Raw genomic sequence first — 19,781 nt, 5'->3', positions numbered from 1 at the left:
AATTTGAAAGGCCCGCAAACACTGTATTTGCGGGCCTTTTTTATATGCCGGTATGCGAATATCAGAAAGTGATGTCGTCTGCAACATTCCCGCCCTGTGCATCTGCAAACAGCTGCTTGTATTTTTCACGCCATGCGTCCTGCCTTTGGGTGTATCCCTGGAAATCCGCCTGCATATCCGCATGGATCTGCGTATTCCATTTGGAAGCCGCCACCTGGAAATCGCCCAGGGCAATGCCGTATTTGTCCGCGATCCATTGCGCGCCGTCGAGTCCGTATTCGTAGGCTACAGTGCGGGCTATTTCCAGTTCCTGGTAGAAGTGTTTATCTGTTTTGATCTGTTCGGTATATCCCTGGTTGCCGGCTGCGACGGGAGCTGCGTTGCTGAATTTCGGGTGCTGGTCTGCCTGCCCGAAATACTGGCCGAAGAGCGTTACCACGTGGAAAGTTTCGTCCTGCTTCATTCTTTCGGTCCAGAGCAGGCTGGCTTCCTGCCATACGGGTAATTCCACGCCGAGCGCAGTAGCTACGCCGTCTTCCGTAAGCCCGTTCGCCAGCTTGGCGCAGGCTGCGCTGTAATCTTCGAGGCTGATGCCGTGAATGGGTTCTAATAATGGATTCTGAGACATAATACTGTGTTTATAAATGATCAATGTTATAATCTTTCAAAAGGCGGAGATAGAATTTCTCGTTTTCCGCCGCCATATCGGGCGTGATCTTGTTCCACTCGTCGAACATGGCGCGGAGATATTTTTTGTTTAAAGCGGGATCTTTCGGCCGGCTGTCCTCATATTCTTTCAACAGGTGCGCGGTACGCTGTTCCGCCAGGCTGCGCGCCTGGTGCAGCATGATTTGTGCGCCTGTGGAAGGCATAAAAGTGTTCTGCGTCTGGCACCAGGGGCAAGTGATGTACGTGGCGATGAAGAACATCTTCGGGATGGTGATCTTTCCGCCGCATTGCTTGCAGGTAAACTGGTCGCGTATGCGTTCGAATGCGGCCAGCTGTTCCTGGTAAAAGCTCTCCAGGTCCTGCTTGCCGGCAGCTTCCCGCAGCTGCGCGATATGCTGATGCACGCGTTCTTCAAATTCCCGGTGGCGCTCGAAACATGCTTCCCGGAAAGTATGGGTATTGTGCCCGAACGAAAATGCCGGGCCAAGGATCTTTTCTTCCTTTACTTCGTTAGCTTTTTCCATCATCTGGTACAGCTGGCCAACCAGCCCCGCAAGCATGCGGCCATGCGCTCTTTTGTAGGGATCCTGGTCTTCATCGAAAACCTTTACCAGCTCAGGGATGGCGGCGGTGCACATCTCTTCCATGCGGGCTTCCAGCTTTTCCAGGAAAATAAACCACCGCTCCTGTGTTTGCCTGATCGTTTCTTCCATTACGAGTTGTTGTCCTTCCTGATATGAATGCCGTCCGTGAGCTGGACGTCCATGAAGCTGAAACCGCAGTAAGCGCAGTTGGTGAGCCCGTGCCGGTAAGCCCTGCCGGCGCCGCAGTTGGGGCAATCGCGGGCTTCCATGCGGGCTGCCTGGTCCTGCACGTCGCCGCCGTAATTTTGCTGGGTCAGGGCCTGCTGCTTCAGTCTTTCCAGGTAGCTGAGCGTTTTTTTCTTTTCTTCTTCCGGCATATCTACAGGAGTTTTAACAGCTCTTCTTTTTTAGCGGCATATTCCGCTTCGTTGATGAGTCCTTCTTCAAACAGCAGCTTCAGCTTCTTAAGCCGGGAAGCCACATCGTCCGCAGGTTGCGCGGCAACAGGCTGCGGTTGCGTTTGCTGCATGATCATGCCCAGGGCAACGGCCTGTTTGGCCGCCTCGTTCAGGCCCGACTGGTCGTTGCCGATGGCGTTCGCGGTGTTGAATTGGGTGAACTTGTTCATATCATCCACCATATTCATGCCGGTAACAGTATCGTAATGTTTGAGCACTTCTTCGGGCAGGGTGGCGCCGGCAATGGTGAAGTTGGTCACTTCCAGGCCCAGCTCAGTGAAATACGGCTGGATGAGCGGCTGTATCTTTTCATTGAGCGCGGAAAGGTTGCCTGCCACATCTATCACGGCAATACCGGCCTGGGCCAGCACTTCGGCAAACTTCGGGGCAATGAAATCGCGCAGTTCCCATTCCAGCTGCGTAACGGTGAGCTGGGGATAAGTGCCTGCATATTCTGAAAAGAATTTTCCCACGTCGGTAATGCGGAGGTTGAACGAGCCGAAAGCACGGACGCGCACCTGGCCGAACTGTTTGTCGCGCATGAGCACCGGTGCGGGCGTTCCCCATTTAAGATCGATGAACTGGTGGGTGTTGAGGAAGTAAACATCCGCTTTGAAAGGGCTTTCGAATCCATACTTCCAGCCTTTGAGACGCGTGAGCACGGGGATGTTCTCGGTTTCCAGCTTGTATTGGCCCGCGGTGAACACATCGCCCAGCCTGCCTTCGTTGAGGAATAAAGCTGCCTGGCTTTCCCGCACGGTTAACATTGCGCCGTTTTTGATTTCCTGGTCTCCGTCCGCGAATTTCCACATCAGCATGTCAGGATGAGGGGTTACCGACTGGATGATCTCGATAAAAGGTAATTGCATAATTACGGTTAACTCATGTGAAGGATAAAAGTACAACTTTCGTGGTAATCCTATGTTAAAAAAAAGACAAAAACAGGGCCGCCTTTCGCCTGAAAGCGGCCCCGGCCCGGCTTAAGCCGTTGAAGCAAAAAAGGGCGCCCCACAGTTGGGACGCCCTTTTCACCTTATTGTACTCTGGCTTACCTGCTGACTACAAAGAGTTTTGAAACCAGTTTTCCATCGATCGTCATGGTCAGCACATAAGTGCCGTTCTGAAGAACGCCGGTGTTCAGCAGCACTTTATTGGCGCCGCCTGTTACTGCGATCTTGCGTTGCACCTGCAATTTGCCGGATACGTCGTACACTTTCAGGTCTGTTGACCCTTCACGGCTGGCAGTGAAGGTGATGGTAACATCTTTCGCTGCCGGGTTCGGGTACAGCAACAGTTTTTCTTTCGGTTTTTCCTGCGCTGATTCGCTTTTCGCCATGGCGGCCTGCAAAGGAGCTGTGATCCCGCTTTCCGCCAGGTTGATCTCTGCCACGGAAGACCAGTCCGCATGATTGATCACATCCAGGGAGTGGAGTTTTACATAACGGCCGGTTTGCGGGGTGAAGCTTACAACGCGGGCATCCCCGCCGGCTGCAGGCCAGGTACCGTGTGCGGCAAGCGTCCATACCACGCTGTCCTGGCTGATATAGATCTCGTATTCGCTGATCTTTCCGCCGGCGCTTCCCAGGTCCTGCCGTGGCAGGTAGCTGAGGCTCCCGATAGTAGCACAGGCATGAAGATCGATCACCAGGTCGTGCGGATGTGCGGCGCCGTTAGTGACGTCAGACAGCCAGTAGGTAGACGGATTGCCGTCGATGGCATGGCCGGCGCGGCCGTTAGACGCGCCTGTAGTAACGGTTTCTTCGGAAGAGGCGGCCGCAGCCCAGGTATTTTTTGCGGGAATGGGCCCGCCGGTGCAGGGCAGGAAGGAGTTGCCTTCCGTTGCGATGATAAACTGCCCGAAACGGCTGATACCGCAGCTGCTGCCGAAGGTGATGGAACCGTTCATGCCCGGGCTTGTGCTGTCTGCCCCGCAGATAGACGTTTTCCAGGTTGTGTCGTAGGCGTTCTCAGGGCGTTTGAATAGTTTCAATACAGCAGGGTTGGCCGCGTCGCTGACGGTAACGGCCAGCCGGCTGAAGGTGATGTTATCCAGCGGCGCTATGGAGTCGTTGGTTCCGTAGTTGCGGATGATCCAGTAATCCGGGCTCAGCGTGCCGGTAGTGGCCGGCAGCCCGTTGGGGTGACCGTACAAACGGTGCGCCACCACTTCGCCGTTCGGCACGCGTGCTGCGTTGATGTTCAGCTGCACGCCGGGAGTGGCGAAATTATGCAGGCCTCCTGTTGTGATGGCCAGGCGCTCGCTGATGCCTGTGCCAACAGGCGCCGTGGAATTCGTAATGAGGCTGCTGCCCACGATGGCAGAGCTGCCTGCGCCCATCGCATCGTATAAAGTGCTGGATGCCGCATCGTATTGGTTGAACTGGTAGTAAGCGATCAAACCCGTATCGGAAGCAGGCCTGCGCACGAAATGCATCTTCTCCCTGATCTCTTCCTGCGTCATCGTGTAGCTGTAAAATGCCAGCTCATCCAGCGCGCCTTTGAAATTGCCGCCCTGGTTATGTATGTCGTCGTTGATCGTTAATGGCTGCTGGGAGAAATCCACCGCCGCAAAGTTCCCCGTGGTCACCCAGGGTGCGCCGCCATTGAGATAGATCTTGATAGTGGTGGGCGAATAGGTCACGGCAATGTGGTTCCATTCTTCCGGTACGAGGTTGACAGAAGAAGTGATACCGTAAGACAAAGTGCTGTTGGTCACCACGAGGTTGGTGTTGGCTGCATAGCCTTTGAAGGCAAAACCAATGCCCAGCCTGCTGGGGCCTTTTACAGATACGATCTGCGAGAAGCTCTTTTGCAGGCCGCTGGGTTTTACCCATGCAGTAACGGTGAAGGTGTTGCTGTTGTATGCAAGTTTTTTCAGCGGTATGCGGGAAGTGGCGGCGCCGCTGATGTCCAGCGCTTTGCCGGCCACGGTGTCTGCCTGGCAAATGTCTGCCTGGAAGTTCACGAATTTAGTAAGCGTGATCTCGTCGGAAACATTGGCCGCGTTGGTCACTTTCAGGATCACATCGTATTGGCCGGGGGAGGTGTAGGCCACTTTCGGGTTCTCCAGGAACGATACGGCGGGCGAGCCTCCCGGGAAATGCCATTCGTAAGTGACTGCGCCCGGCGCCACGGCAGATGCGCTGTAAAACTGCACGCTGTCTGCGCTGCAAACCGCTTTCCACCGCTCTGCGGCAATGTTCGCTTCAACGCCGGATGTTTCATACAGCTCGTTTTCCCAGGCGCCGCGCGAGCTGCCGAACCGGATCTTGTTCCTGGCCGGCACTACATACAACCGGCCTTTGATATATCCCATCATGGGCAGTGTGCTGCCCACCTGTTCCCATTGGGGCATCGTGTTGTTCCTGTACCATATTTTAGTGCCTTCGGCGGTGATGGTGATGATATACACCCCGCCGTTGGTGCCTCGCTGGTAGGCAATGTCGCTTACAGCGGCAGCAGGCAGGTTGGCCGTGGTGATGTTGGTCCAGCCGGCGCCGCCGTCGGTGGAATAGAGCACCTTCGTTGTATTTTGAGCGTTGCCGTAGGCTGCCCACAGTTCTCCGGGCGTTTTGCCTGTTTCAATGGCCGTGATATTCGTCTGGTTGCTGCTGGCCGCCAGCGATGGCGTTACATCCACCCAGGTGACGCCGCTGTCTATGCTCTTCATGATCTTTTTCTGGCTGAGCAGCGCATACATCGTTTTGGGATCTCTCCGCGCTATGCGCAGCGCGTTGACGGTTTCGCCGAAATCTTTAAAGACGGTGGAAGACGACATGTTATCCGACGACTGCACCAGTATCTTGTTGTTCGATTTCCTGATGCCGAAGATGTTGTACACGAGATGGGGATGGAACTGCAGGGAACCCAGGTCTACATCCGGCGCTACGGACGATTCGGTTACGGTCCCGTTTTCATTCAGGTAGCCTTTGTTTACGCCATATGCCCAGTCGTAATACAACCAGCGGTCCTGGTAAGGGTTTACGGAACATACGCCTGCGTCCGCGCCTTTGATGTTGCGCCAGCCGCCAGCGCCGTCGAAGCTGCGCACGAAGGTCTGGTTATGGTCCAGGCCGGCGAGCACGATGTCGCTTTTAGGGGAGGATGAAAAGCCCCAGATATCCATGGAGTTAATTTCGAAGCCGGTGCCAACTATCGTACGGCCGCCGTCGGTAGACATGCCCAGGCCGCCGTCATTGCCCACCAGCACCACATCGCCCACGGCGCTGATGCCCCGGATGTCTGCATGCAGGTAGTTGCAGGCTGCCGTGTAGGGTTTTGCAAAGGTCCTGCCGCTGTCTATGGACTTAAGGATGTAATCGGGGCTGTATTGGCCCTCGTACATGATGTTTTTGTTATTCCAGTCTATGTCGAATGCTTCCACATATGCTTTGATGGTATCCGCGCCAAGCAGCGCGCCGGAAGCGGAAATGCGGTAGCAGGGTTTATTGCTGACGAACTGCTGGAAAACGGACACCATATCCGGGCTGGATGGAATGGTTTTCATGCCTACCATGGAAGTGCCGGTCCAGCCGGTGCTCAGCGTGGTGTTGAGGTTTACCAGCAGGGAAAAGCTGGCTCCTTTGTCTGTTGATTTATATATGCAGGCCTGGTTGGCGCCATTCCATACGCCGAGGTAAAACTCATCGGGGTTGGCAAAGCTGGCTTCGAGCCCGAAAAAGTTATAGGTCCGGTCGTTGAGGCCGAAAGGCGTGTTCAGGTTGTACTGCGAAGTAGCGCGGTGATTCGCACCACCGGCGCTGTTGTCGAAGACTACCGTCCAGGTGTTCCCGCCGTCTGCGGAGCGGTATACTTTCCGGCCGAAAGTGCTGAGCACCACCTGCTGGTCGTCTGTTGCCAGGGAAATAAAATAAGGCCTTTCTGTAGGAGAACTGTTGCGGTTCAGCTGCGGCAGCAGCGTCCAGTTGATGCCGCCGTCCGCCGATTTCAGCAGGCCCGCTTCCGTGGCCGAAAATACGAGGTCGCTGTTCAGCTTATGCGCTTCAATTTCGCCGTAATAATAATCCCGGTTGGCATAGGTGTTGGTGCCGTTGGCAAAGCTGCCGTCCGTCAGCTGCCAGGTGCCGCCCTGGTCTTTGCTGACCCACAGGCCGCCGTAGGAAAATCCTGCGAAGAGGTTCTGCGTGTTGTAAGGGTTCACATAAACGCGGTCGCAGAAGCCGCCTGTTACGATGTTGTTGTTGCCGCATTTATCGCGCGTCATGTTGGCCGGGCCGATCATTTTCCAGGTGCCGAAAGTGCCGTCAGGCGAAGCCGGCACGCCTGCGATGGCGGTGTTGGCGGCCTTGTTCTTTTTGAGCACGGGGTATGCGCCGCCCAGGCCTGCTTTGTCTTTATACAGCGCGGCCATCTGCATCCAGGTAGCAAAGCGGTCTATCAGCTTGCTGTCTTCGTCAGGGTGTTTGGCGAAATAAGCATTGAACGCCGTCTGGGCTTTCCTGACGTCCGGCCTTCGTTTGAGCATTTCGGAATACCAGGTGGTGTGGGTGTGGGCATACTCGTATTTCCTCTTCTCTTTTTCCTTCTTTTCATAGTAGTCATACGCCTGTGCCTGCTGGTTTTCTGTGCGTTCCTGCGCAGTCGCGGCTGTGCCAAACAGCACGAGCGCCGTCATCACGCGGGTCATTTTGTTTATCATACAAGGGGGTTTTAGATCCTGGTTTTTTTTAGACGAGTAGCGGATAGGTCATCGGTTCAAACAAAAAAGTAGCAATCAACGCGTCTGGGGGAAAGATACAGAGCGCCCCGGGCATTATTTAAATGGTGCCGGCCTGAAATGACATTGCTATAACAATTCTCCTGGCGGGGGCATAGGGCTTTGTTGCCTTATTTTCAAGCATACCCCGGCGTGCAGGGCGCTCAAACGGCAAGCCACTGGTTTTCAATTGAAGAAGGCCACCCTTTTAGGGGCAGCCTTCCTGCCTGTTGCATATTAACCGAAACTATTGTATAGGGTTCACCAGTTGCCGAGCGGAAAGGTCATCAGGCCGTCGATCTCGTAGATGATGCTGTTGCCGCACCGGTGTTTCCTGATAATGCGCCGCGGCTGGCCAAACTGGTCGATAGGCTGGTCTGCCGCGGTGTTGAGGGTAGAATAGACATACCGCTGGCCTTCCGATTCCCTGAACACTACAAACGCATGCCAGTCCGGGAACCCGTCGAAATATTCGTAAACGTAGTGCGTATATTCAGAAGGGTAGAGCCTGTCGGTTACGGGCTCCGTGGTCTGCTTCAGCACCGCGTTCAGCGCGATATTGAACGTCATAAAACCTGCGTTGGGCGCATCGCTGGTGTTGTTGATGCCCAGTGCGTTCATGGTGAGGTTGTTCGGTACGAACATGATGCAGGGCGTCTGGCCGGTGAGGTACCGGCGCAGCGTATCATGCAGGCTCTTGCCGGACGAAGGCATTGTTTGGGACAGGTAATCCAGCACTGCGCCCGTGAGGTCCATGCCCGGGTCTTTTTGCAGGTATTCAAGAATATTGCTGGCCACGATGTTCGTGGGTCTTACGGCTACCTTGAGATCGTCGAACTGTTGCTTCGGTCCATTGTAGGTCCGGCAGCTTAATATGGCCCGCATGCCCGTACCGGCGGGAATCACGATGCGCGCGGCATCGGGCTGCACAGAGGTGATCTCGGCCGGTATGCCGTCCATCCATACTTTCAGCGCGGATTTGTCGTTGCTGAAGTTTTCACCCGTGAGCGTAATGGTATCGCCGGCATAGGCATAGCGCGGGTTGGCAGCTGTTATCCTCGGCGAGCCGATCACGGTCAGCCCGGGCCATAAGGCCGTTTGCGGCCCGATGTGCACTACGATGTTGCCGCTCAGCACTTTCTCCGGCACGAGCAATTTTAAGATGGTCTCAGATTGATGGAGGATACGCGCAGGCCGGTCGCTGATGAACACTTCCGTGGAAAGGCCGGAGAGCTGCAGGTTCTTCCCCGTAAGCTCCAGCGTGTCGCCCGACTGCACGCTCTGGCGGCTGATGGCCGTGATCTCCGGTGCAGGCAGGGCAGGAGTTTCATCTTTATCCCGCTTGCAGGACGCCAGGACGGCAATGGCTATAACGGTATAGACTATACGCATGTTGATCTTGTTTAAAAATTGAGAATGGCGGACATGTTGACAGTAGTGTTGGGATCTTCGCCCTGCTGCTGTATGTAGCCGCGGAAAATAAACGTGTAGGAGCGGCCGGCGTAAGTGGCGAAGGCCTTCCTCACCAGGTGCGGCGCATCTTCCGGCAGCCCTGTCTGCTTCACGCGAAACGACGGGTTTTCAGCCGGGTCCACTTCTATGAAAGGTGTGATGGTCTTATACACCATGCTGTCCAGCCCATGTATTTTTATTGTATCAATGAAGAAATCCAGCGGGCCGCTGTCCGGCGAAAGATGCACGAACCGGATGCGGGCTTTGTTTGCCGGGCGGTCTGCGATGTTTTCTTCAGACATCAGCACCTGGTAATACCCCAGGCTGTCCGCCAGGTAAAAAGTGTACCATTTATCCTTGTCCAGCATGGTATATTTTTCAGCTATTTTCATCTGCCAGCTGGTATCGGTAAAGCCTACACGATGTTTTCCGGGCGCCAGCCAGTTGTACGCGGCGGGGTTGAACATGCCCATGCCGAAACCGTTGATGTCGTTGTAACTCCTGTTGGTGATAAAAGCGGTGTCTACAAATACCCGGCTGGCCTTGCTGATAAAGGCTGTGCTGCCGTTGTAGATCATCACATGGGCAACGTCCGGGGACACCGGCGCTTCCGTGGCTTTGTTGCACGCCATCATCCAGCATACAGCCGCCGGTAATAATAATTTCAAAAAAGGATTTCGCATGATCGTTTATTATCTGGTGATGGAGATGGTGGAGAAAGGCACCTGTTCAAAGAAATTGTTCCGCAGGTACCCGACGTACAGCTTGCCAAACTGGTCGAACAGGATGCGGCTTACTGTTCCTATAACAGCCTTCTGTCCCGGTTGCGGCTTCGTTGCATCAGACTCGCCGAATACAAATTTGGCCCCGGCGATCTTGAACACCATTTCCTTGTTCACATCTATTTTATAAATGGCGCGCGGCTCTTCTACGAAGATTTGTTCGTCGTAGCCGATGAGGATATTGCCGTCGAAGTCCGCGTCAAAAGAAGTGATGGCGCGCATGTCCACTTCCTTGAAAGTACCGGAGTACAGGAAATTATCCGGCGCATTGCTGGCCTTGCCGATGATGGTGGTCACTTCTTTGGTAACCGGGTTGAATTCCCGCACACATTCTTTCATTTCAACGCTGCCAAAGCCCTGCGCGATGTATATTTTACCATTTCCACCCACTACGATCCCGCGGGGAGTGTATATTTTGGCTTTTGCTCCGAAGCCGTCTACCGTATTGGCGCTATTGTTTGCCATAGAGCCTGCTTTCAGGGTCTCGGGGTTGGTTCCGTCGTTGTCATAGAACACGTATTCCGCCATATCGTCTGCTGTGCCGGCTTCTGTTGTTACCATGCCGTCAGGGGATATTTTACGGAGCACGATCCCGCCGTCAAGCTGCCCGCCATCCATGAAGTAGAGGTTGCCTGCTTTATCCAGCTCCATACCTTTCACCCTGCCGATCATGGCTTTGGCTGCGGGCCCGTCTACCATTGATTCATAAACTGCCCCATTGTCGAAGCAATATTTGTCGTTGCGGCCTGCCAGTTTTTTTACTTCGCCGGTGCGGGGATTGATTTTGAGTATGCGGTGAAAGGGGAATTCAGCTTCGAATGGTTCGGTAGCGCCCGGAAGAAATATGCGAGCCATCGGCGTATTGGTAACGGCAAGATAGATCGTGCCATCTTCGGCGATCTTCATTGCGTCGATGCTCTTCAACTTCAGGTTATTTAGCTGCGTGGCATATTCGTCATTGCCGCCACCACCGAGGGTTTCGATCTTCCCATTGGCAAATTTCCGGATGGTCATGTTCAGCCTGTCATACTGGCCATGCACCGGGTTGAGCTCATAAGCTCCATTATCGATAAAATAAATAGCTCCTTCCTTATCCATGCCCATATCATGCACTTGATTCACTGTAGCCGTACCCATGGGCCCGTCTGCCGGCTCCAGTTCCGTATGGCCCGTCACCAGCAAAGGATTCACCGTCACAGCCCCCGGAACCAGGATGTCCGGCTTCTTTACTGTGAATTTGAAGGGCGCGCTCTTTACGCCGTTTACGGTGATGTAAATGCTGGTTACCCCGATTTGCGCGGAATCAGGCACCAGTAAGCGGAAAGTATCCGCTGTGATGGTTTGTTTGTCGTCCGTGTATTTGGATATTGGCACTTCCATCTGCATTTGCCCGTGTGCCAGCACGGCAGCTTCGGCGTTGCCTATAAATATTTTCATAGCGGCATCGGGCTCGCCAAGTTTAACATAAAGCGTCAGCGGTTCGCCCCGCATGGCAACACCGGCTGTGGCGGTTTCCGCCTGAACGATGCCTGATTCTTTCTCGCGTATGTCCAGCTCTTTGTCGTATGTTTTTTTGCAGGCGAAGCACAGCGGGAGCAATAACAATAAGTAATATTTTATCTGTTTCATATGCACTGGTTGATCCGGGTTAGTAAATGAAATTCAGGCCGAGGGTGTAATAAGGCCGTGGGCTGAAAGTCTGGTAGGGCCTGTCTTTCGTCCAGTTGTCGCGCTCTTTCACCACGCCGTCGTATTTATAGTTGCGGTTGTAGTCCAGGAACAGTTCGCGTTTCTGGTCCAGCAGGTTTTGCACGCCGGCTTTGAAATGCACATGTTTGTTCAGGCGCTGGCTCCAGGTAAAGTCCAGCAGGTGCTGGCCGCGCTGCATTACATCGGGAATGCTGGCATGCTGCTGATCGGGCCGGTGGGTATTGTTGCCCAGCAGCACGATCATCGGGCCGGTGATGTTATAACCGAGTGATACCTTGGTGCCAATGGCTGGATCTTCATAATTAAGTGACGAGTTCAGGATATAAGGCGCCTGTCCCTGCAGCGGGCGTTCCCGGCCGGTCTGGTTGCCGTCCGAGGTCTGTGCCGGCATATCCACCCGGCTGTAGATCCAGGCCCCGTTCACGATAAAAGAGAGGTTGCGGAAAAAGGAGCCGCGAATGAAGCTCAGGCTTTTGCGTATTTCTGCTTCCAGGCCGTATACTTTAGTAGGGCCGGAATTGATAAAGCCGATCTCGTTGATGAACGACGAATAATAGACATCCCTGATCAGGATCTGCTCAATGGGAGAAGCCAGTGTTTTATAAAAGAAACCGAAGTTGAACATCTCGTTTTTCAGCATGCTTTCCGGGTACCATTCCAGCCTGATATCATAATTCTCGATATCCACCGGTTGCAGCTTCGGGTTGCCCACGTACATCAGGTAGTTTTCTATATCAGAGTAAGGGAAAGGGGCTACTTCACGGAATTCAGGCCGGTTAAGGGTTTTTCCATATCCGCCACGTACGATGATCCGCTCCGTGGGCTTCCAGTTGAGGTTTACGGACGGCAGCACATGCGTACGTTCACTTTTTACCAGCAACGGGTAATTAGCCTGGCCGGCCTGCAGCGCACCGATGATGCGGAGGCGGTTGTCTTCCACCCGCAGGCCGCCAAAAATGGAAACATTCGTATTGGGAATATGGACGTCGGTAGCCAGGAAGTACGACAGGTTTCGGTTGTCGGCAAAATAGCTGTCATAAGGGGTAGTTTCCTCGTACCAGGTATGCCCGGTATTGTCTGCGCGGAAATTATCCGGGTGCAGGTAATGATCCAGCATGTCTTCCGTAAGCTGGTAACCGATGTGGCCATTTTCAAAGTCGCCCGTGTAGGCAGAGCCGTGGTTCAACCCGAATTGGCGGAGGTTTACGCGTCTTTCTTTCTGTTCAAAGAAGATACCCGCTTTGGCAGACCACCAGGGCCGCAGCCAATGTTCCGCTTCGGCATTGCCTTGCATGGTATTTTCGCTGATGCGCGTGTAAATGCGGCGGATGCCGAAGGTCTGCGCTGCGCTGCCTACCAGCCAGGGATCACCGGCAACATGCTCGGGGAAAGTACTGTCCTGGGTCTGGCGGCTGTACCATATCTCGCGGGTGTCCGGGTCATTCCGGCGTACGAGCGTGTAACCTGCGTTGGCGAAGAGGTGGGTGTTCCCTTTGTTCTTCAGGTTCAGGTAACCGCTCAACTGTGCGGTGTAGAGGAAAGTGCTCTGGAAGATGAGCTGGTTGTCTTTACTCTGGCCGGGATAGTCGCTTCCTCTCTGCAGGATGAAGGACGTCATTTGTTTGTTGCCCAGCTGGTTGGCAAACTGTTTCAGTTCCAGGCGCGCGCTGTCGCCGATGGGCAGGGAATTTTGCTGGATGAGGGTGATACGCGCGGATTGCGTGCCGCTCCGGATAACGCCTTCCGTGGAATTGGCGTTGCGGATGTCGTACACAGGGATGGTATTGTTTTGTGTGGTGTTGGTATAAGCGAGGGAAGTGAGGTTGTTGATGTATTTGCCGCCTATTTTCCAGGCGTCGTAGTAATTGGCCAGTATCCGTTTGTCCAGGTCGTTGTGCACTTTGAAGGACTTGAAATTATTGGGAAAGGCTTTCCAGTAGGGGGCATTGTCTTGCGGGCCGCCGGTATTGAACTTAATGATATCGGGCAAACCGGCCGGCAATGCGCGCTTGCCGTCGTCGAAACCGAATGCGTCGTAGCGGCTGCCCGCATAAGTGGGCATGTCGCTGAAGCTGGAGCCGGGGCGGTATTGGGCGGAAAGCTGCAGGTCGAACTGGCGGGTGAGCTGGCTTTTCTTGGTATATATTTTTACGACACCTCCTGCGAAATCGCCGGGAAGGTCCGGCGCGGGCGATTTGTAGATCAGGATGCGGTCTATCATGCTGCTGGCGATCTGGTCGTAGGAAAAGGCCTTGCTGTCCAGCTCCGTGGCCGGTGCGATGTTATCGTTCAGGAAAGTGACGTTGTACCGGCGGTTGAGGCCGCGTACTACGATAAACCGGTCGTTCGTTACATTTACACCCGCCACGCGGCGCACCACTTCCGCTGCGTCGCGGTCCATACTGCGGGCGATCTGTTCATTGGAAACGCCGGACACCACGCTGCGCGCGCCGCGCACTTCTTCGATCAGCTGCGCGTCGGTGGTATTGGCTACCTTACGCCGCGAAACGCCTTTTACCACTACTTCTTTTAATCCGCGTTTGGGCTGCATCTTGAAGCTGGCCTGCAAGGTGGCTTTGCTTTCCACTTTGATCCCGTTCAGGCTGCCCGTTTCATAACCGATGTAGCTGAACAGGAGGTTGTATTTGCCAGGCGGCACTTTGTCGATCGTATAAAATCCTTTTTCGTCCGTAACGGTGGCGAAAGAAGTATTGGCCACCCTTACGGTAGCACCGATCAAAGGGTCGCCGTTCTCAAAATCCACCACACGGCCTGTGATCTTGCCTGGTACTACCTGCACCCGGGGAGACACGATGATGTTATTGCCGTCTATGGTGAATTCCATGGCCGTGTTGGCAGAAAGCCGGTCGAGACAGGAATGGATACCTGCACGACCGGCTAAGGTAATAGGGATGGTTACTATTTTCCTTTTTACAACGGCGGGATCATAGATAAAGCGGAAGCCTGTATTGTCTGCAATGCGGTTCAGCACGGCTTCCAGTGTTTCCTGCTGTTCTGCGGCCCTGGCGGCGGTTAAAGGCAGGAGGCACATCAGCAGCCAGCTCAAATAAAATCGTAAAATTCTCTGATGCATATCTGTTTTTTATGGGACAATAAACGGCCCGCCGCAGCGCAGGCTGCGGTAAAACCGGGTCCGGGAATGATGATGAATAACGGTTACTTCCTGCTGACGGTCACGGTGTCTCCTTTTTGCGTAAAGCGGATATCGCGGCGGGTGCTTAGCAATGCCAGCACCTTCCCGAGCGGTTCCCCTTTGCCGAAGGATGCGGTGAACAGTTCATGCCTGCATGTATCGTCTGCAAAAACAAAAGCGGCGCCATAGCGGATGGAGAGCGTTGTTGTGATCTCCTCCAGCGACTGCTCATAAAAATCCAGCTCGCCGCCGGTCCATTTGCGGTAGCGGGCCGCCGGCACCTTTTGCACGGCATAGGTACTGTCTGCCCCGATGGTCAGCTGGTCGTCGGGCCGCAGCAGGATGGGTTGCGGAGCAACGCCGGAGTGCACGGATACCGATCCTGTAAGCAGCGTAATGCGCATGCCGGCTTTTTGCGGGTATGCCTGTATGTTAAAGGAAGTGCCGAGCACCCGGGTTTCCACGCCTTTGCTGGTTACGCTGAAAGGTTTGTTGGCATTACGGGTTACGTCAAAGAAGGCTTCGCCTTCCACCAGCAGCACTTTCCTGTCGTGTTCATTGTAATCAGAAGGGATCAGCAAACGCGAATGGCTGTTAAGCGTTATGGCGGTGCTGTCTGCCAGCCTGATGCTGCGCACCTGGCCCATGCCCACGTCTATCGTATCATACAAGGGCCTGTCTGCCCGGGCTATAGCCTGGTTGCCGGCAGGGCGCAGGAGGTAGTAGCACGGCAAAGAGGCCGCTATCAATACGGCCGCAGCGGCTGCCGCGCGGGGAGCATTAAGCCAGCGGCGTTTGGCCGGCACAACGGGGTGCAGTGAATCACTGAAGCGCTGGAATGCCTGCTGGTAGCCTTCATCATAAACGCCGACCAGTTTATACATTTGCTCCGCTTCCCGGAAGGTATGCGTCATTTCAGGATGCGATGCAAGCCAGTTTGTCCAATATTGTACGTCCTTGTCTGGTGCGCCTTTGCAGTAATTACAGAATGAAATGTCTGATAAAAAATCTTCCGGTAGCTCGTAATGATGATTTTCCAACGATCCTATGTTTGTTGTTCCGTTAGTAGGACAGCCGGGGCATGCCGATTTCCATGCCTGGGAAGGGGAGTTAATAATTCCTTAACACGGGAGCGGGAGGCTGCGCCTTCAGCTGCTTCCGCAGGGCGGCGAGGGCTTCGTGCACGTAATTATAGGCGGTCTTTACGGGCTGACCGGTGAGCCGGGCGATCTCTTCGTAGCTGTGCTGCCGGAAAAAACGCAGCTCGATCACCTGCCGGTAACGCGGGGGGAGGTTGTGCAAAGCACGCCGGAGGTTTTGCTGGAGGGCTGTTTCGTCGGTATTGCGGATCAATATCTCCTCGTAGGAATATTCCGCTTCATCCATTTCGCCGGGCTCGAACCGGACTGTTTTGCCTTGCTGCTTGAGGGCCGTCAGCAGGCGGTTGCGCAGGGAAACGGTGAGGTAATTTTTCAGGTGCAGGACCCTGGAAAGCTCTTCCTGCTTCTGCCAGCAATGAAGAAAGAGCTCGTGGATGCAATCGCGTATCAGTTCTTTATCGTCCGTAAGATAACAGCCAGCGGCAAACAGCGCATGGTAGTGTGCCTGGTACAAATGTAAGATGGCATTCCTGTTATCCATTATGATGTGTAAGCGGTGAGGCGCGCCCAAAGTTACCGCATCGGCGGGCAAGGGGTGTTTTAAGAAATTGTTAAGTTGGTTTGCGTATCTTGGAAAAGGAATGAAGGGCCTGGTAATTTCAATCAATATAAAAGGAACCCAAATGCTTGAGAGAATAATATTGCTGGCAATCTTACTTATTCCTGCCAGCCTGAAAGCTCAGACCACCGGCGAGGTAAACGCTTACCTGCAATCTGCCGCCGCCGCCGGGAAATTCAATGGCGTGGCTTTGGTGGCGAAGGACGGGAAGGTTATCCTGCATAAGGCCTATGGCTGGAAAGACGTCGCTGGAAAGAAGTACAATGATACCAGCACCCGTTTCCCCATTTTATCCATCACCAAATCATTTACGGCGATGGTTGTGCTGAAATTGCAGGAGGAAGGGAGGTTATCCCTGCAGGATAAACTCAGCCGGTATTTCCCGGATTTTCCCAACGGAGATAACATTACGCTGGCGCAGCTGTTGAACCATACGTCAGGACTATTCAATTATACGGACATCATAGAGGAGAAAGACTCGGCGCGGGTGAATTACCCCGTCCTGAAAGAGCTGATCGTGGACCAGATCCGGAAAAATCCGCCGGAGCACGCGCCGGGGGAAGATCTGAGCTATAATAATTCCGGTTATTACCTGGCCGGGCTGATCATTGAAAAAGTGACGGGTAAACCTTATGAACAGAATGTGCGCGAACTGATCTTTACGCCGCTGGATATGCAGCATTCCGGTTTCGATTTCAACCGCCTGGGCAAAAATATCAAAGCCACCGGTTACCAGTTCCTGAACGACAGCATACAAAAACCATATACTTTCCTTGATTCCACGGTAGGTTTTTCCGCAGGAGCTATCTACAGCACCACCGGGGATATGTATAAATGGACGCAGGCCATCGGGAAAAGAATACTTTCCGCTGCATCATGGGATATTGCGTTCACCCGCCAGGCGGGTGATTACGGCATCGGCTTCCGTGTGAACGGTTTCAGGGGAAATGGCTATGTCAGGCATTCCGGCGGGTACCCGGGATTTGTTTCCGATTTCGTTCATTACCCGGAGAAAGATGTTACGATCATCCTCTTTAAAAATTCGGGCAATTACGGTGAAGACCTCTGGCCGGTAGCGATGGGTATTTCCAGCGTTGTACTCGGCCTGCCTTATGATCTGTGGAAGCGGGGAAAGGCAGTGTCATTACCCGGAGAAGTGTTAAAACAAAGAGCTGGGAAGTATGTTGCGGACAAGCTCACGATCCTCTTTACCGTCAAAGACGGGCAGCTGTATGAAGTGTTGCCGGATGGCACGGAATTGTTGCTGCTGGCGGAAAGCAGCGATACATTTTACCTGGAGAATTACAATACGACCCTGCGGTTTGAAGCCGGAAAGGTGACTATTCATGAGCATGGGGCGGATCTGGTGATGAAGCGGGTGGAGTGATGGGGAAGTATTGATACGATTCACAGATGCATTTTAATCCCCGCCTGATCCACGATCTTCCCGATCTCCGCCGCCAGCTCATCGTATTGGATAGGCTTTGTCATATAGCCGTTAGCGCCTGCCTCCAGGGAAAGGTGTTTTGCATCTTCGCCTCCATGAGAATAGGCGTCGCCGCTCAGGACGATCACCGGTATTTGCCGGGTTAGTTTGCAACCCCTGATCCATCGTAATACGTCTACCGCTGTAACGTCGGCGGCCAGGTTGTAATCCAGCAGGATGATGTCGATCGGGGATTTCTGCAGCCGCTCTCTGCAGGCTGCAAAGGTTGAACAGGTATAGATGATATAATCCATTCTTTGCAGGTTCAAAGCTGCGATCCTGCGTGACGCATAGTCGTCGTCTACCACCAGCACCCGTAATCCTTTCAGTGTAAAGTCGCCGGAAGATTTGAGTTCTGCTACCTGTTCCGTGGAAGCTGCTTTGCAGGGGAGTGAAAATACAAAAGTAGTACCCCGCTCTGCTGCGGGATCAATGTAAATATCGCCATGCAGGGCGCGGGCCAGCTTGCGGGCAACGGGCAATCCAAGGCCGGTCCCGCTTTCCGTGACGAAGGGCTCAAACACCAGGTGCACCTGGTCGGGGGGAATGCCTTTTCCCTGGTCTTTTATTTCGAAAACCAGCTGATCATTTTTCATGATGGCAGAAAACCGCACGGAAGAATTTTTTTCGGTAAACTTAATGGCATTGGAAAGAAGATTGCCGATAATGATGCCCAGCTTATGCTTGTCCTCATAAAGGTAAAGCGGCAGGTTCTCCGTATTGAACACCAGTTCCACCGGGCGCTCCTGCGCCATCAGCCGGAACCGCTCTGAAATATTGTCCAGCCAGCGGAACAGGTCGAATGCTTCTCTTTTTATCGGCGCCTCCAATCCCCGTTCAATGCGCGCCCATTCCAGCGAATTATTAATGAACTCATGGGTCGCTTTGGTGGAATTCAGCATGGCATGAAGGTCCCTTATTTTCACTTCCACTACTTCCCAGGAATCTTTGCCTGCCGTCTTTGCCAGTAGATGCTGCAGGTGCCCGTAAACAATGTTGAGGTCAATGCGCAGCTGGTGGCTGTTTTCCTGGACATATTTACTGATGGCGTACTTGGTTCTTTTTAATTCCTCGGTATAATGATTGTAATGATACACCCGTTTGCGATAGTCGGTGATCTCGTTCACAAAAAAATACAACATCAAAGACGTCAGCATCATCACCGTACCGATGATCATCCAGCCGGTCAATTTTTCGTGATAGGCAGACATCGGTACTTTATCCATGAAAACAACGCGGTTGTTCACTTCGATGGCAACGATCATCGCTGCAATGATTGCGGTGGCCAGCCAGCGGAGCTTGCTTCCTTCAAAGAATAAAAATGTGATCCCCAGCAGGAAGACGGCCATCGTCTGCACATTTGTATCCGGCGCGAGGATGAGACCGAAATACAATGTAGACAAGCAATGAATGAAGAATGAAAGTGCAATGGCAGGCCCGGTCCTGTGCCTGTAATTCAGGTACAGCGCCCATCCGCAGAGAAAGGCCTCTGCCAGCGCTCCCAGCATGATCTCCCGCGAGCCGGTCAACCGGAACAGCAGGTACCCGAAAAATAAAGCGAGGAATAAGGTCACAAAACCCAGCACGCTGATAATACGCCTGACGTTGCGTTGTGTAGCAGCAGTGATAACAGCCGGGATTCCATTTACGTCTATGTCCGCTTTGGATGGGTTAATCATTCATCGGTTGATTTAGTGAAACAGATCTTTGTCTATGGGTGTCTTTTAAGGCTGGGGAGGGATTCCTGGCAGCAAATTACCTTAATAGGGCTGTCGTTTTGTTAAATGATGGTTAATGAATGGAATGTTTAAATAGGAGGGGCGGGGCTATTTGTTGTTGAGAAAAAATGTTGTTATATAAAATTGAAGAGCCGGGTAAGAATACCCGGCTCTTTTTGTTGAAGCAATTGCTTTCCATTTATCGATCCAATTTATTACCATTTCACTTTCAGTTCCGAACGCCTGTTGGCCCTATATTCTTCTTCGCTGCAAGGTACGCCGTCCTTACACCTGTTCACCGGTTCCAGCTCGCCTTTGTTGGCGTAATACAGG

13 protein-coding genes are annotated in these 19,781 nt (G+C 53.5%); 1 reads left to right on the top strand and 12 read right to left on the bottom strand.

The features are described 5' to 3' along the window. Positions 1-61: 61 nt before the first annotated feature. From R3I13_RS23085 to R3I13_RS23035, 11 genes are all read right to left on the bottom strand, one after another. Positions 62-628 (bottom strand): DUF6620 family protein, encoded by a 567-nt coding sequence (locus tag R3I13_RS23085; RefSeq protein ID WP_346320345.1) that lies wholly within the window; start codon positions 626-628, stop codon positions 62-64. Positions 629-638: 10 nt separating this feature from the next. Next, on the bottom strand, positions 639-1,382 hold the full coding sequence (locus R3I13_RS23080; RefSeq protein ID WP_346320344.1) for a hypothetical protein: 744 nt from the start codon (positions 1,380-1,382) through the stop codon (positions 639-641). Further along, entirely contained in the window at positions 1,382-1,630 is a 249-nt protein-coding gene (locus R3I13_RS23075; protein WP_346320343.1) for a hypothetical protein, read from the bottom strand. Before R3I13_RS23075 ends, R3I13_RS23080 begins: the two co-directional genes overlap by 1 nt. A 2-nt stretch (positions 1,631-1,632) precedes the next feature. Next, positions 1,633-2,580, bottom strand: a complete 948-nt coding sequence (locus R3I13_RS23070; RefSeq protein ID WP_346320342.1) for an SPFH domain-containing protein — start codon at positions 2,578-2,580, stop codon at positions 1,633-1,635. A gap of 179 nt (positions 2,581-2,759) precedes the next feature. Next, on the bottom strand, positions 2,760-7,370 hold the full coding sequence (locus R3I13_RS23065) for a LamG-like jellyroll fold domain-containing protein (protein WP_346320341.1): 4,611 nt from the start codon (positions 7,368-7,370) through the stop codon (positions 2,760-2,762). A 318-nt stretch (positions 7,371-7,688) separates the two neighbouring features. Next, positions 7,689-8,819: an IPT/TIG domain-containing protein gene (locus R3I13_RS23060; RefSeq protein WP_346320340.1), complete on the bottom strand. Its 1,131-nt coding sequence runs from the start codon at positions 8,817-8,819 to the stop codon at positions 7,689-7,691. Between the two features lie 11 nt (positions 8,820-8,830). Then, complete coding sequence (locus R3I13_RS23055; protein WP_346320339.1) at positions 8,831-9,562, bottom strand: DUF4397 domain-containing protein; 732 nt, start codon at positions 9,560-9,562, stop codon at positions 8,831-8,833. 9 nt (positions 9,563-9,571) lie between these two features. Further along, positions 9,572-11,290, bottom strand: coding sequence for a hypothetical protein (locus R3I13_RS23050; protein WP_346320338.1), 1,719 nt, complete (start codon positions 11,288-11,290; stop codon positions 9,572-9,574). Positions 11,291-11,309: 19 nt separating this feature from the next. Beyond that, complete coding sequence (locus R3I13_RS23045) at positions 11,310-14,465, bottom strand: TonB-dependent receptor (RefSeq protein ID WP_346320337.1); 3,156 nt, start codon at positions 14,463-14,465, stop codon at positions 11,310-11,312. An 83-nt stretch (positions 14,466-14,548) separates the two neighbouring features. After that, positions 14,549-15,565: a FecR domain-containing protein gene (locus tag R3I13_RS23040; protein WP_346320336.1), complete on the bottom strand. Its 1,017-nt coding sequence runs from the start codon at positions 15,563-15,565 to the stop codon at positions 14,549-14,551. A gap of 70 nt (positions 15,566-15,635) precedes the next feature. Continuing rightward, positions 15,636-16,166 carry a sigma-70 family RNA polymerase sigma factor gene (locus R3I13_RS23035; RefSeq protein ID WP_346320335.1) on the bottom strand — a complete coding sequence of 177 codons (531 nt, stop codon included), beginning with the start codon at positions 16,164-16,166 and terminating at the stop codon, positions 15,636-15,638. Positions 16,167-16,308: 142 nt separating this feature from the next. Between R3I13_RS23035 and R3I13_RS23030 the strand changes: the two genes are divergently transcribed. Next, the gene (locus R3I13_RS23030) at positions 16,309-17,631 is read left to right on the top strand and encodes a serine hydrolase domain-containing protein (RefSeq protein ID WP_346320334.1); all 1,323 of its coding nucleotides are present in this window, start codon (positions 16,309-16,311) and stop codon (positions 17,629-17,631) included. 20 nt (positions 17,632-17,651) lie between these two features. Here R3I13_RS23030 and R3I13_RS23025 read toward each other — a convergent pair whose 3' ends face one another. Further along, positions 17,652-19,409, bottom strand: a complete 1,758-nt coding sequence (locus R3I13_RS23025) for a hybrid sensor histidine kinase/response regulator (protein ID WP_346320333.1) — start codon at positions 19,407-19,409, stop codon at positions 17,652-17,654. Positions 19,410-19,781: the final 372 nt, after the last annotated feature.

The sequence above is a fragment of the Chitinophaga sp. YIM B06452 genome (assembly GCF_039655965.1).
Lineage (GTDB): Bacteria > Bacteroidota > Bacteroidia > Chitinophagales > Chitinophagaceae > Chitinophaga.
The sequence above is the reverse complement of the archived record's forward strand: the minus strand, read 5'-3'. Positions and strand labels throughout refer to the sequence as shown.

Bases quoted from the DNA above. Each gene is read 5' to 3' on its own strand.
- R3I13_RS23035 (WP_346320335.1), bottom strand. From the start codon at position 16,166: ATGGATAACAGGAATGCCATCTTACATTTGTACCAGGCACACTACCAT.
- R3I13_RS23075 (WP_346320343.1), bottom strand. From the start codon at position 1,630: ATGCCGGAAGAAGAAAAGAAAAAAACGCTCAGCTACCTGGAAAGACTG.
- R3I13_RS23070 (WP_346320342.1), bottom strand. From the start codon at position 2,580: ATGCAATTACCTTTTATCGAGATCATCCAGTCGGTAACCCCTCATCCT.
- R3I13_RS23080 (WP_346320344.1), bottom strand. From the start codon at position 1,382: ATGGAAGAAACGATCAGGCAAACACAGGAGCGGTGGTTTATTTTCCTG.
- R3I13_RS23085 (WP_346320345.1), bottom strand. From the start codon at position 628: ATGTCTCAGAATCCATTATTAGAACCCATTCACGGCATCAGCCTCGAA.
- R3I13_RS23065 (WP_346320341.1), bottom strand. From the start codon at position 7,370: ATGATAAACAAAATGACCCGCGTGATGACGGCGCTCGTGCTGTTTGGC.
- R3I13_RS23055 (WP_346320339.1), bottom strand. From the start codon at position 9,562: ATGCGAAATCCTTTTTTGAAATTATTATTACCGGCGGCTGTATGCTGG.
- R3I13_RS23025 (WP_346320333.1), bottom strand. From the start codon at position 19,409: ATGATTAACCCATCCAAAGCGGACATAGACGTAAATGGAATCCCGGCT.
- R3I13_RS23050 (WP_346320338.1), bottom strand. From the start codon at position 11,290: ATGAAACAGATAAAATATTACTTATTGTTATTGCTCCCGCTGTGCTTC.
- R3I13_RS23045 (WP_346320337.1), bottom strand. From the start codon at position 14,465: ATGCATCAGAGAATTTTACGATTTTATTTGAGCTGGCTGCTGATGTGC.
- R3I13_RS23030 (WP_346320334.1), top strand. From the start codon at position 16,309: ATGCTTGAGAGAATAATATTGCTGGCAATCTTACTTATTCCTGCCAGC.
- R3I13_RS23060 (WP_346320340.1), bottom strand. From the start codon at position 8,819: ATGCGTATAGTCTATACCGTTATAGCCATTGCCGTCCTGGCGTCCTGC.